This is a genomic window from Shewanella sp. TB7-MNA-CIBAN-0143 (genome assembly GCF_040310065.1).
In the GTDB taxonomy this organism is placed as follows: domain Bacteria; phylum Pseudomonadota; class Gammaproteobacteria; order Enterobacterales; family Shewanellaceae; genus Shewanella.
In genome coordinates, this window is the sequence record NZ_JBEOPL010000024.1 from 1 (window position 1) to 14,095 (window position 14,095).

The following is a 14,095-nucleotide window of genomic DNA, read 5'->3' on the forward strand; positions in this document are numbered from 1 at the left end:
ACATCGCCGTCAGACGCTAGGTCGTTGGCTTGGGCTGCGTATTCTACGCATTCCCTTTATTGCGTCAAGTGTTTTTTCAAACTTCTTTTCGCCTGTTACCAACACCACTAAATAGTTGTTAATAACGCTAACCGATTTTCGCTTTCGCTGTATGCCGTGTCAGTGGATGCGCATTATAGGCAGCTTAAGATTTAGTGCAAGCGCTTTTGTGCAAAAAAATGATCTTTTTATGATCTTTTATTCATTTGAGCACTTAACTACATGATACCCACTATTTACCCCCAAAGTTATCCACAAAGGGTGAGTTTATCAGTCAGTTTTATTATCCCAGAAACAAAAAAGGTAGCGAATAATCGCTACTTTTTTTATCTAACATCAATAGTGAACAGAGAGTTAACTGAGTTTACCGTGACATTGTTTGTACTTTTGTCCTGAACCACATGGGCACGGATCGTTACGGCCTATTTTCTCACCTTCACGGATGACTGTTTTAGGCGCTTCTATTTGTTGATCTGCTGTATCACTTAATGCTTCTGCTGCTGCGTGTTGATAAGCCAGTTTAATCTTTGCGTCTTCATCGCGGCGACGCTGCTCCATTTCATCAACATCTGACTGCGCTTGAACTTGCACTTTAGACAGTACACTTATCACGTCATTTTTCAGTGTTTCAAGCAATTGTTGGAATAATTCAAACGATTCACGCTTATATTCTTGCTTTGGATTTTTCTGTGCATAACCGCGTAAATGAATACCTTGGCGTAAGTGATCCATGGCAGCTAAGTGCTCTTTCCAGAGTCCATCTAGTGTTTGCAGCATTACCGCTTTTTCAAATTGACGTAATACTTGTGCACCGACCATCTCTTCTTTAGCTTTATATAATTCACTCCATGACGTTAGAATCCGTTCGCGTAACGTTTCTTCATGCAGATTATCATCTTGATCTAACCATTCTTGAATTGTTAGCTTTAGGCCAAATTCATTACCAAGGCGTTGTTCAAGCCCCGGTACATCCCAAAGTTCTTCAAGTGATTGCGGTGGAATATATTGATCGACAATTCCACTTATCACATCTTGTTCGATATTCTGGATAGTGTCTTGAATACTTTCAGCATCCATTAGCTCGTTACGCTGTGCATAGACAACTTGACGTTGATCGTTAGCGACATCATCATATTCGAGCAATTGCTTACGGATATCAAAGTTACGAGCTTCAACTTTACGTTGAGCGTTTTCAATAGCACGTGATACCCAAGGATGCTCAATAGCCTCACCCTCTTCCATACCGAGCTTTTTCATCATGCCAGATACTCGATCTGAAGCGAAGATACGCATTAAGCTATCTTCCATCGACAAGTAAAAACGTGAAGAACCCGCATCACCTTGACGACCAGCACGACCGCGTAACTGATTATCGATACGACGAGATTCGTGACGTTCTGTACCTAGGATGTGCAAACCACCTGCAGCAAGCACTTCATCATGACGTATTTTCCAGTCAGCTTTAATCTTAGCTTTCTGTTCTGCCGTTGGATTATATAGCGCTTCAATTTCCATGTTCCAGTTACCGCCTAATACGATATCTGTACCACGGCCAGCCATGTTAGTTGCAATAGTCACAGCACCTAAACTACCGGCTTGAGCAACAATCTCTGCTTCTTTTTCATGGAACTTAGCATTGAGCACGCTATGCGGAATGTTAGCTTTTTTCAATAATGAGTTAAGTAGTTCTGATTGTTCAATAGAGACAGTACCCACTAATACCGGTTGGCCACGTTCACGACAACCTTCGATATCTTTAATAATCGCTGCATATTTTTCTGGCGCGGTAAGATAGACCAAGTCGGCCATATCTTTACGAACCATTGGGCGATTTGTAGGAACAACAACGGTATCTAAACCATAGATATGTTGGAATTCGAATGCTTCGGTATCTGCTGTACCTGTCATACCGGCAAGCTTTTCATACTGTCTGAAATAATTTTGGAAAGTGATAGAAGCCAGAGTTTGGTTTTCATTCTGGATTTTAGCGCCTTCTTTGGCTTCGACAGCTTGATGCAAGCCTTCTGACCATCTACGACCAGGCATAGTACGGCCTGTATGTTCGTCGACAATAATAACTTCATCGTCTTGTACAATATAGTCGATATCTTTTTCAAACAAGGTATGGGCGCGAAGTGCCGCATGAACATGATGCAATAACGAAATGTTCGTCGCAGAATAGAGCGAGTCACCTTCGGCTAACATGCCTTTTTCAATTAATAGCTGTTCAACTTTTTCTTGACCACGTTCAGTTAAATGAACCTGTTTACCCTTTTCGTCAATACTATAGTCACCTTCACCAACATAGTCTTCGGTGTCTTCTTTGTCTTGAGCGATGAGACTTGGGATCAATAAATTAATTTTGGCGTATAATTCAGAGCTGTCTTCTGCCGCACCAGAAATAATCAATGGTGTACGGGCTTCATCAATTAGAATTGAATCGACTTCATCAATAAGGGCATAGTGCAATGGTCGCTGAACGCGCTCTTGTGGAGAAAACGCCATGTTGTCGCGAAGGTAGTCAAAACCAAATTCATTATTAGTACCGTAGGTAATATCTGCATTGTAGGCTTCTTTCTTTTCGAATGAACCTAAGCCAGCAATGTTAATTCCGACACTTAAACCTAAAAACTCAAATAATGGACGGTTATTCTCAGCATCACGTGTGGCTAAGTAATCGTTCACAGTAATGATGTGAACACCTTTGCCCGTTATGCCGTTAAGGTAAGCTGGCAAAGTTGCCGTTAGAGTTTTACCTTCACCGGTTCGCATTTCAGCAATACGATTGCTGTCTAAAACCATGCCGCCGAGTAATTGAACATCAAACGGACGCATGTCGAACACACGCTTTGATGCTTCACGTACAACAGCAAATGCTTCTGCCATGATGTTATCTAAGGTTTCGCCATTTTCTAAACGTGTGCGGAACTCTGTCGTTTTTGCTTTGAGTTCTTCATCAGATAGCTTTTCGTAATCAGCTTCTAATGCATTAATTTGAATAACAATTTTTCCAAGATTTTTCAGGGTGCGGTCGTTGCGACTTCCGAATACTTTTGTCAGTAGTTTGCCTAACATCTTAATCACTTATCTGTTGTAGGTTTGGCTCATTTGAGCGCATTAACCGTTAATATTATTAACTTGCTTTGCGGTAAACGTATTTCTGTGGATCTATTTGTTGTTTACCACGCAGCACTTCGTAATGCACATGGGGGCCGGTTGAACGGCCTGTGCTTCCCATACTGGCAATTTTATCGCCTTTGGCAACGACGTCACCTACGTTTACTGACAGAGATTTATTATGTCCATAGCGAGTGCGAAGACCATTACCATGATCTATTTCGACTAACTCACCATATCCAAGCATGCTTCCTGACCATGTTACAACGCCTGCAGCAGTAGTTGTAACATCTGCCCCTTCTTTGCCGGCAAAATCAATACCTTTATGCATTGTTCGTCGGCCACTAAAAGGGTCATTTCGTAAACCATAGGGCGAAGATAACCAACCTTTATCGATTGGCCGCCCTGATATATAACGCTCTTCATCTATATGGAGATTAGATGCTACTGTTTCAAGTAGTGATAGCTGAACGTTATTATTATCAATTCTAGACGCCAACTTATTCATTTCATCGATAAGCTGGCTTAATTCGACACCATTGCCGATTTCGCTTAACCCGCCGATACCAACTTCTGTAGAGAAATCAAATTGGTCATCAAGGAGGTTATTTTGCGCTACTTGCTGCCCTAGGGCTTCAAGTCGGGTGATTTTGGCCTGCATTTTTGCCACATGAGCAACCAAAGTTGCCAGCTGGGTTTCTGTTGCAGTTTTGAGTTCTACCACTTGTTGCTTTTGCTGTTGGCGAAGCTGTTTATTTTCATCAACTTTCGCTTGTTGGTTAGCAAAACGCTCAGTGCTATATTGATATATTCCTGTGCCAGTGGCCATCAGAATAATAGGTAGGAGTAACCAACGCTTACTAGGTTGCCAGCGCGTTACACCATTTCGACCTTGGATAAAAACTGTTACACTCATAGCCTAATTCAGCCATCTTATTATCATATGAAAAAGCCCCCTCAAGATCTCAGCAATTTAGTTCATTTGTCTGGGAGACTGCCTGAACTGGCCGAGAAAGCAGAACTACTTAATAATCTGAATCGTTATGTCAAACAGACGTTAAATGGTCCTGTGGCAGAGCAGCTAAAAGTTGCTAATATCCGCCAGGGTGTTCTTGTTATTGAAACGACATCTGCAGCATGGGCTGCAAGAATAAACTTTCAAAAGCAGAAGCTATTAAAACAACTTCAAACTGACACACTTCCGATGCTTACCGCTATAGAGGTGAAAGTCAATCCTGGGCTTGCCTTAGCAAAACCACAATCTCAACCTAATCAAAATGTGATCAGCACCACTGCAGCACAACATATTGAAGCATTAGCTGCACATGTTGATGGTTCTTTAGGTGAAAAACTAAAACGGCTGGCTGCATTAGCCAGCCGTAATAGGCAATCTTAACTGATTAAACGTGCGCTAACGCACCTGGAACCATGAAGCTGACAGGCACATCAGCCTCTTTATCAAAGCTTACCAACTCCCACGCATCTTGCTGAGCAAGTAATGCACGCACAAGTTGGTTGTTTAACGCATGACCAGTTTTATAAGCTGAAAATTCGCCGACGATGGCATGACCAGCAACATATAAGTCACCAAATGCATCGAGGATTTTATGCTTAACGAATTCGTCTTCATAACGCAGACCATCAGGGTTTAATACACGATATTCGTCAAGTACAACGGCATTTTCCATGCTGCCACCTAGTGCTAGATTATTCGCTCGTAGGTATTCAATATCTCGCATAAAACCAAATGTTCTGGCACGACTAATGTCTTTCACAAACGCTGATGTCGAAAAGTCCATCACCATGTGTTGTTGACTACGAGCAATTTCTGGATGATCAAAGTCAATTCTAAAATCAACTCTAAAGCCTTTAAAAGGTTTTAACTCAGCCCATTTATCGCCATCTTCAACACGCACAGGTTTGATGATTTTTAGGTATTTTTTAGCTGCAGCTTGTTCTTTAATTCCTGCACTTTGCAGTAAGAACACAAATGGGCTTGCACTGCCATCCATAATCGGGATTTCTGGTGCATCGACCTCGATAATTGCATTATCGATGCCTAAGCCGGCAAGTGCCGCAAACAAATGCTCAATGGTTGATATTCTAATCCCAGCATCGTTTACAAGGGCGGTACACATTGTTGTTTCACGAACCATATCAGCTTTGGCTGGGATAGACACAGCAGGGCTAAGATCGGTACGTTTTAGTACAATCCCTGTATTCACTGGTGCGGGCATAATGCATAGAGTCACTTTGTTGCCGGAATGTAATCCGACCCCAGTGCTCTTCACCATTTGTTGAACAGTTCTTTGAAAAATCATTCAGTCGCCCATAAATATCAATATTAAACAAATAGTTGCAAAAATAGCCTTAGGCTATCATGCATAACTGGTACAACATGCTACCATAAATTTAGCTTTTCACAAAAAAAACGCCAAACACAGAGTAAATGTATAAACCTGCTTGCAAAATAACCTTTTTCGCACACTTCGCTCATTAATCACGCAAAAACATAACGTTTTATCCGTGTATTAATCAGCTTGCTTACGCAAAAATGCCGGAATATCAAGATAGTCAGCATCAGTACGCTGTACAGGTTGAGGCTGCGGAACAGCATTACCTTTTGGCGCAGCGTAACTTTGTTGTGTCATCACTTCATCAACAGGTTCTGGACGCGGCTCTATTACAACAGGTTCTGGACGAGCAACAGGCTTAGACACTAATTGAATGTCTGGCTTTTTCTCTGCGCCGATACCTGTAGCAACTACAGTTACGCGTAACTCATCGCTCATTTCAGGATCAATGACAGCACCGACTACAACAGTTGCATTGTCAGATGCATAAGCTTTAACGTGGTTACCCACGGTTTCAAGCTCTTCGATAGTAATATCCATACCTGCAGTAATGTTAACTAACACACCGCGCGCACCGGCTAAGTCGATATCTTCAAGTAATGGGCTAGCCACAGCAGCTTCTGCAGCTTCTTCAGCGCGATCATCACCACGAGCAACACCGGTACCCATCATGGCATTACCCATTTCGGACATAACGGTTTTCACATCGGCGAAATCGACGTTGATTAGACCAGGACGAGTAATTAGCTCAGCAATACCTTGAACAGCACCAAGTAATACATTGTTAGCTGCAGCAAAAGCATCAAGCAATGAAGTACCACGACCCAATACTTTTAATAGCTTTTCATTGGGGATCGTAATTAACGAATCCACATGTTTAGCTAACTCGGCAATACCAAGTTCTGCATAGGCCATGCGCTTTTTACCTTCAAAAGGAAAAGGCTTGGTCACAACTGCAACGGTTAAAATACCTTCTTCACGGGCAATTTCTGCCACAACAGGAGCAGCACCAGTACCGGTACCACCACCCATGCCGGCAGCGATAAAGATCATGTCAGACCCTTTAATTGCAGCACGAATATTCTCGCGGTCTTCTTCAGCGGCTTGACGGCCCACATCTGGGTTTGCGCCCGCACCGAGACCTTTAGTCACGTCGCGGCCAAGCTGAATAGTTGAACCAGCACTTGATTTACGTAGTGCTTGTGCATCTGTATTGGTAACGATAAATTCAACACCTTCGATGCTGTGTTTTACCATATGTTCGACCGCGTTTCCGCCGCCGCCACCGACGCCGATGACTTTAATCACCGCTTCGTCTGAATGTGTATCCATGATCTCAAACATTGTCTGATCTCCATTTGTCTGCGTTATTAAAATTCACCCTTAAACCAACTTTTGACCCGATTCAAAAAGCTGGTAACCCCTTGGCGCTCAGGTCGTTCGAACTGTCGTTCGATGACTCGTCTTGCGCCATAATGAAGCAACCCTATTCCTGTTGAATAAATAGGTTGATCAACATATTCGTATAACCCTTTTACTGGTAGCGGTGATGCGACACGAACTGGCATACCAAAGGTTGCTTCAGCAATATCAACGGCACCCGATATCGAGGACGTTCCTCCAGTAAGCACAATCCCTGCTGCAATTTGATCTTCTAGACCGCTATCTTGTAACTGCTTAAGCACAAGCTCAAACAATTCTTGATATCTTGGCTCTACCACTTCTGCCAGAGTATGGCGTGACATGCTACGTGAAGGACGACCACCCACTGACGGTACTTCAATACTGTCTTCACGGCTTACCGTAGAACTTCTGGCACTGGCAAACTGCACTTTAATTTGTTCGGCATGCGTCAACGGTGTTCTGAATATCTTGGCGATATCACTTGTGACTTGGTTACCCGCTACAGGAATAACTGCACAATGACGTAATGCGCCGTTGGTATATACAGCAATATCGGTTGTGCCACCACCAATATCAACAATACACACGCCTAAATCTTTCTCATCATTTGTGAGTACAGAGTCTGCAGAAGCGATGCCCGAAAATACCAAATCATCTACTTTTAAACCGCAACGCTCGACACTCTTAGTAATGTTTTTGGCCATATCATTAGCACAGGTAACAATATGAGCCTTGGCTTCCATACGCATGCCCGACATACCAATTGGGCTCTTAATGCCGTCTTGAACGTCAATTGAATACTCTTGCGGCAATACATGCAAAATACGACGTTCTGTCGGGATCTTAACCGAGCGTGCGGTATGGATTACATTATCGACGTCTTCTTGGGTGACTTCTTCGTCGTTAATCGACACCATGCCATTTTCATTTTGGCAGGCAATATGTTTACCCGAAATACTTAAGTACACCGATGAAACCTGGCAATCAGCCATTAACTCGGCTTGATCTAACGCCCGTTGCACACTGCGCACTATAGAGTCGAGATCATTCACGCCGCCTTTATCCATGCCGCGAGAAGGATGATTACCTAAACCAATGACACTAATCTCACCATCAGGTAATACTTCACCAATGATCACTGCGACCTTGGATGTCCCTATATCTAACCCCACGATGAGGTTTCTTTCCTGATTTTTGGTCATTTATTGTCGACTCTCTTTTTTGAATCATCCCAACCTACGGCGAACCCGGTATCGTAACGTAAATCAACGGTCGCAATTGGTTTTTCACTTTGCTTCAAAGTTGGATACACATTAATAAAGCGTTGTATCCGTGACATTTTATCTTCTCGCCCAAGCTCTATTTCAATTCCGTTAGCCAGTACAGCATGCCACGCATGGCGAGGACTTAAGCGTAAACTGATCAACTTAAACTCGTTTATTGTCAATAAATCATCTAACTGCTGGTAGCTGGTCAATACTTCTATTTCTGTCCCTTCTGGGCCAGATAACTTGGGTAAGGCATCATGTTCTGAATGCGCAAACGCATCAAAAACCTCACCGTTAATATTAAGCCAAGACACTTCGTTCCAATGCGCTACAGCTTGTTGTTCTTGTAAGGTAACCTTAAACTTTGCCGGCCATTCTCGTCTTACTGATGCATGATAAACCCACGGCAATGCTTCTAATGCTTTTTGTACATCCACCACATCTGCGCTAAAAAAACTACTTTGCATTAATGACTGTAATGCATTTTTAATTTCGTCATCGGTGGTATAAATTCGCTCACCTTTAATAGCAACCGCTTCAATAGGCAATGCATCAGCATCGTTTAACAACTCGTGTAGTTGCACACAACCCCAAACAACGGTGCCAAGCACACTGCATAAAAACACTACACCAGTGCAAAAATACCAATTAACACGAGCTAATTTATGTTTTAGTTGCCGCCCTTTATCGCTCCACGACACCTTAAATCCGCCTCTGACGTTGTTCCGGAGTTAACTCCAAAAGATCGGTCATTATATAGACCAATTCATAAGGTTTAAAGCTCGATTTTCACACACAATAATTGGTGAAAAATCAATCACTTTATTGCTCTTCTACAAGCACTTTACAACCCAAATTATTCTGAGCTAATTCTTTCGATAAAGCACCAATATTACCCGCACCCTGGGTCATAAATAAATCCCCATGTTGCAACACATCAGGTAAAACTGCCGCTAGTTGATCTGGACTGGCGACAAAAATAGGGTCTATTTGACCTCGTAATCTAATTGAACGGCATAAAGCGCGCCCATCGGCACCCGGGATAGGAGCTTCACCCGCTGCATAAACATCTAATAATAATAAACAATCTACCTGCGACAATACATCGACAAAGTCTTCATATAAGTCGCGCGTACGGCTGTAACGATGCGGTTGATATGCCATCACTAAACGCTTGTCTGGCCAACCTGCTCGCGCTGCTTTAATCGTTGCTAATACTTCACTTGGATGATGGCCGTAGTCGTCCACGAGCATGACACTGCCATTAGGTGTTTCAAATTCACCTAAATGCTGAAAACGACGACCTATACCTTCAAACTCTGCAAGTGCTTGTACAATCGCACTATCATCGATGTCATCTTCACTGGCGACAGCAATCGCGGCTAAAGCGTTAAGAACGTTATGTTCACCTGGCAAATTAAGTACAATATCAACATTATCTTTGCCATGACGCTTAACCGTAAAGCTTGACTGGTGACCATTTTGTGCAAAATTAATCGCCTGGACATCAGCCTCTTCACTGAAACCATAGGTCACAACTTGGCGGCCAATACGTGGCATAATTTCGCGGATCACTTCATCATCAATACACATTACTGCGACGCCATAAAACGGCAGATTATGTAAAAAATCGATAAAAGTGGTTTTCAGTTTCTCAAAGTCGCCACCATAGGTATCCATGTGATCGGCTTCGATATTGGTGATCACACTGACCATTGGCTGCAAATGCAAAAAGCTTGCATCGCTTTCATCTGCTTCAGCAATAAGGTAACGACTGGTGCCTAGGCGTGCATTGGTACCTGCGCTATTAAGCAAACCACCAATCACAAATGTTGGATCACGGCCAGCTTGACCATATACACTGGCAATTAAGCTCGTCGTGGTGGTTTTACCATGAGTGCCGGCTATCGCAACACCATGACGATAGCGCATTAACTCAGCCAGCATCTCTGCACGGCGTACAATCGGAATACGTAATTCTTTAGCGGCAATAATCTCAGGATTTTGCGGGTTAATGGCAGTCGAAACGACAACAACATCAACCTGTTCAACGCTTTGGGCCTGATGGCCAATAATGATTTTTGCGCCAAGACTCGCCAAACGCTCAGTTACGCTATTGATAGCGATATCTGAGCCGCTTATTTGATAACCTTCGTTTACAAGCACTTCCGCAATACCACCCATGCCGGCACCACCGATGCCAACAAAATGAATGCGCTTAATCCGTCTCATTTCAGGGATCATGCTACGAAGCTGTGCGTATCTTTCTGTCTTAGTCATTTCAACCCTTTCTCGCAAATGAGGCACAAATATCTGCTACTCGTTGAGTCGCATCTAATACCGCTACGCCTCTTGCCTTATGACCCATTTGGGCTAGTTCTTGTCTATTTTCAGCAAATAACTGCAATTTCTCAGCAAGGTTATCTGCATTTAAAATGGTTTGTGGTAATAAAAATCCTGCGCCAGCATCAACAAGTACTGATGCATTCACTGTTTGATGATCATCCACTGCATGAGGATACGGCACTAAAATACTCGGTAAACCCACGGCTGCCAGTTCGGACACTGTAAGGGCACCCGAGCGGCAAACCACTACATCGGCCCAACGATAAGCGGCTTCCATATCATCAATAAATTCTGCAACATTGACACTGTCTGATTGGCCAAGTTGTTGATAACTCGACTTTACTGTTGTTTGGTTATTTTTGCCCACTTGGTGCCAAACTGTCAGAGAATGATATTTACTCAGATGAGCCACGACAGCAGGCATGACATCATTCAATACTTTGGCACCTAAACTGCCACCTACCACCAATACTCTTAACGCATCGGCTTGCGGTGTTTTAATTTGTGCGCCTAACTCAATCAGCTCTTGGCGGATGGGATTACCCACAACCTCAACATTAGCGACGCTACTGGTAAAGGTATTGGGGAATGCACACAACACTTTTTTGGCAATCTTAGATAACAACTTATTGGTTAATCCTGGAATCGCATTTTGCTCATGCAACACGACAGGAATACCTGACAATTTTCCGGCCACTCCGCCCGGGCCGCTGGCAAAACCGCCCATGCCTAGAATCACATCGGGTTGAAAATCATCAATTACCGCTTTGGCTTGAATAATTGAACGGATAATTTTAAATGGTGCCGCTAACTTACGTATAAGCCCATTACCACGCACACCTTTAATATCGATAAATTCAATATCAAATCCGTGTTGAGGCACTAAACGCGCTTCCATTCGGTCGGCAGTACCTAACCAACGTATTTGCCAACCTTTCTCCGCTAAATACTTCGCCACTGCAAGTGCAGGAAAAACATGACCACCCGTACCGCCAGCCATAATTAATATCTTAGGAGAACGACTAATATTACTGTTCATTAACTGGTTCTCCCTTGTACGGCTTGCACCAAACTAACTCGACGTTCATGATCTATCCTAACAAGCAACATCACCGCAGCAGTCATAATCCACAAACTACTGCCACCATAGCTAATAAACGGTAGGGTTAACCCTTTGGTTGGTAACATACCAATACTGGCCCCTACGTTAACTACGGTCTGAAAACAAATCCAAATACCAACACCATAGGCGACATAACTTTCAAAAGGGCGCTGCATTTTTAAACATAAATTACCCAATCTAATCGCACGTATAGCAATAAAAAATAATGTGCATAACACCACCATAATACCGGTAAACCCCAGCTCCTCACCGATAACAGCAAAGATAAAATCAGTGTGTGCCTCAGGTAAATAAGCCAGCTTCTGAATACTGTTACCTAAACCCTGACCAAACCAATCGCCTCGGCCATAAGCCATTAAGGACTGCGTCAACTGATAACCACTGCCAAATGGGTCTTCCCACGGATCCATAAACGAGGTCACACGTCGCATACGGTAGGGTTCGAATAGCACCAGTAATACGAAGGTCGCTACGCCAAGTAATATCAACACCATAAAGTCTGTAATGCGCGCGCCAGCCAGAAACAACAAGCTTACCGTACACACAAACAACACCACCACGGTGCCTAGGTCAGGCTGTAACAAAATCAATACTGCGAACAAACCGTAAACCCCAATCGGTTTATAGAAGCCTTTACGGTTTTCGCGTAATTCACCATGACGACGTACTAGGTAACCTGCCATGTATACAATAAACACAAACTTGGCCATTTCGGCGACTTGGATCCTAATAGGACCGATAGACAACCAACGACGAGCACCGTTAACCGAAGTACCGATAAACAGTACTGCTATCAATAATACCAACACCGCTAGCATCAGCATGCCGCTGTTTTTTTCCCAATAGCTGACTTCAAACTTCAGTACCACGAAAGCAATCACTACGCAGCCAACAAGGTAAAGCACATGGCGATACATAAAATAAAACGGGTCGCCAGTCAGTTTGGTCGCTTCAGGCATTGAAGCAGACATCACCATAACAAAGCCAAAACACATTAAGCCGACAATCGCGACTAGAAAGCTACGGTCGTATAACGGCATACCCGGTGTATGGTCATCTGATAATAACGAGGGCAAAGTCCAATTAAGGCCCCGTTTAAACAAGCTAAGTTGCTGCTCGTTATTCGCCATCGGCTAACGACTCCACACACTGTCTAAAATCATCACCGCGAGCCATAAAGTTCTTATACATATCTAAACTTGCACATGCTGGCGACAATAATACTATGTCACCAGACGATGTTAATTCAGCGGCTTTGGCGACGGCCTCTGCCATCGTTGTCACTTCAATAGTGCCTGGTTTTAATTTGGCAATTTTGCGTCCATCTCGCCCCAAGGTAATAAGCTGGGTAATATTGCTCAACGGTTCTATAAGCGGACTAAAATCACTGCCTTTACCGTCTCCACCGGCGATCAAATACAAATCACCTAAGTGTGAATTAAGTCCCTCTAGCGCGGCAACTGTCGCGCCAACATTGGTCGCTTTAGAGTCATTGATATACGACACACCTTGCTTAACGGCAATCAGTTCGCAACGATGGCTTAAACCAACAAAGGTTTTAGCCACTTCTATCATGGCCTCTTTACCGACACCACAAGCATCGGCTAATGCCATTGCAGCTAATAAGTTTGCATGGTTATGGCTACCAATTAAGGTCACATCAATTAAATTAATAATTTCACTGTCACCATGGAAAATCTTGCCATCACTTAATCCCCATGCATCGCCTTCTGGCACATCCAAACCAAAATTATTTTGATTCATTGGCTCTAACGGATAAGTTAACTCGTCATCACGGTTGTACATCACAAAGCGACTTTGTGGGTATAAGCGTAATTTTGCTTCGCGGTAAGTATTTAAGTCACTATAGCGATCCATATGATCTTCGCTAACATTGAGACACGTTGCCGCGATACAATTTAATGAATGAGTTGTTTCAAGTTGAAAACTCGATAGTTCAAGTACGTAAAAGTTTGCATTCTGAGGTAATAAATCCAGCGCTGGTGTGCCAATATTACCGCCAATCGCCACCGATTTTCCGGCAGCTAACAGCATTTCGTACACTAATGTCGTCACCGTAGATTTACCATTTGATCCAGTGATACCGACAACGCAAGGTTTTTTGTCTGCTATTTCTCGAGCAAATAACTCGACATCACCAATCACTTCAATTCCCATGTCCAATGCTGCACGCACTTCAGGCGTATCGATTGGCACACCAGGGCTGATGATAATTTGGCTAGACTGAACTAAATAACGACAATCAAACCCGCCAGCCAATAATTCAATATCGGCAAACTCTTGTGCCAACGTATCTGCACCCGGCGGATGACGACGACTGTCCATCACTAAAGGTTTAATGCCTTTAGACACTAAAAAACGCACGACCGAGAGCCCTGTTGCCCCTAAGCCTAAAACAATGTGCGTATATTGAGTTTGCATAA

11 protein-coding genes are annotated in these 14,095 nt (G+C 43.3%); 1 reads left to right on the forward strand and 10 read right to left on the reverse strand.

Translation table 11 applies throughout. The features are described from left to right. Positions 1 to 393 precede the first annotated feature (393 nt). Both secA and AAEY97_RS17560 read right to left on the reverse strand, forming a co-directional pair. Positions 394 to 3,114: a preprotein translocase subunit SecA gene (gene secA / locus AAEY97_RS17555; RefSeq protein ID WP_351000441.1), complete on the reverse strand. Its 2,721-nt coding sequence runs from the start codon at positions 3,112 to 3,114 to the stop codon at positions 394 to 396. A gap of 58 nt (positions 3,115 to 3,172) precedes the next feature. After that, a complete protein-coding gene (locus AAEY97_RS17560) occupies positions 3,173 to 4,072 on the reverse strand; it encodes a M23 family metallopeptidase (RefSeq protein ID WP_101088496.1) in 900 nt (299 codons plus the stop codon). 27 nt (positions 4,073 to 4,099) lie between these two features. Between AAEY97_RS17560 and AAEY97_RS17565 the strand changes: the two genes are divergently transcribed. Next, positions 4,100 to 4,552, forward strand: coding sequence for a DUF721 domain-containing protein (locus tag AAEY97_RS17565; RefSeq protein ID WP_101088497.1), 453 nt, complete (start codon positions 4,100 to 4,102; stop codon positions 4,550 to 4,552). 4 nt (positions 4,553 to 4,556) lie between these two features. On the opposite strand, the gene lpxC is transcribed toward AAEY97_RS17565, so the two are convergent. The 8 genes from lpxC to murD all read right to left on the reverse strand — a co-directional run bounded on the left by lpxC (position 4,557) and on the right by murD (position 14,093). Next, positions 4,557 to 5,477, reverse strand: a complete 921-nt coding sequence (gene lpxC, locus AAEY97_RS17570; RefSeq protein ID WP_351000444.1) for a UDP-3-O-acyl-N-acetylglucosamine deacetylase — start codon at positions 5,475 to 5,477, stop codon at positions 4,557 to 4,559. A gap of 210 nt (positions 5,478 to 5,687) precedes the next feature. After that, entirely contained in the window at positions 5,688 to 6,854 is a 1,167-nt protein-coding gene (gene ftsZ / locus AAEY97_RS17575) for a cell division protein FtsZ (RefSeq protein ID WP_101088498.1), read from the reverse strand. Between the two features lie 26 nt (positions 6,855 to 6,880). Further along, a complete protein-coding gene (ftsA, locus tag AAEY97_RS17580) occupies positions 6,881 to 8,116 on the reverse strand; it encodes a cell division protein FtsA (protein WP_101088499.1) in 1,236 nt (411 codons plus the stop codon). Beyond that, positions 8,113 to 8,883 carry a cell division protein FtsQ/DivIB gene (locus tag AAEY97_RS17585; protein ID WP_351000447.1) on the reverse strand — a complete coding sequence of 257 codons (771 nt, stop codon included), beginning with the start codon at positions 8,881 to 8,883 and terminating at the stop codon, positions 8,113 to 8,115. Before AAEY97_RS17585 ends, ftsA begins: the two co-directional genes overlap by 4 nt. Before the next feature lie 121 nt (positions 8,884 to 9,004). Next, the gene (gene murC, locus AAEY97_RS17590; RefSeq protein ID WP_101088501.1) at positions 9,005 to 10,462 is read right to left on the reverse strand and encodes a UDP-N-acetylmuramate--L-alanine ligase; all 1,458 of its coding nucleotides are present in this window, start codon (positions 10,460 to 10,462) and stop codon (positions 9,005 to 9,007) included. Position 10,463: 1 nt separating this feature from the next. Continuing rightward, positions 10,464 to 11,567, reverse strand: coding sequence for an undecaprenyldiphospho-muramoylpentapeptide beta-N-acetylglucosaminyltransferase (gene murG / locus AAEY97_RS17595; RefSeq protein WP_335691877.1), 1,104 nt, complete (start codon positions 11,565 to 11,567; stop codon positions 10,464 to 10,466). Then, positions 11,567 to 12,781: a cell division protein FtsW gene (gene ftsW / locus AAEY97_RS17600; protein ID WP_162024089.1), complete on the reverse strand. Its 1,215-nt coding sequence runs from the start codon at positions 12,779 to 12,781 to the stop codon at positions 11,567 to 11,569. The genes murG and ftsW overlap by 1 nt, the downstream gene beginning before the upstream one ends. Further along, a complete protein-coding gene (murD, locus tag AAEY97_RS17605; RefSeq protein ID WP_351000450.1) occupies positions 12,771 to 14,093 on the reverse strand; it encodes a UDP-N-acetylmuramoyl-L-alanine--D-glutamate ligase in 1,323 nt (440 codons plus the stop codon). Before murD ends, ftsW begins: the two co-directional genes overlap by 11 nt. Positions 14,094 to 14,095 lie beyond the last annotated feature (2 nt).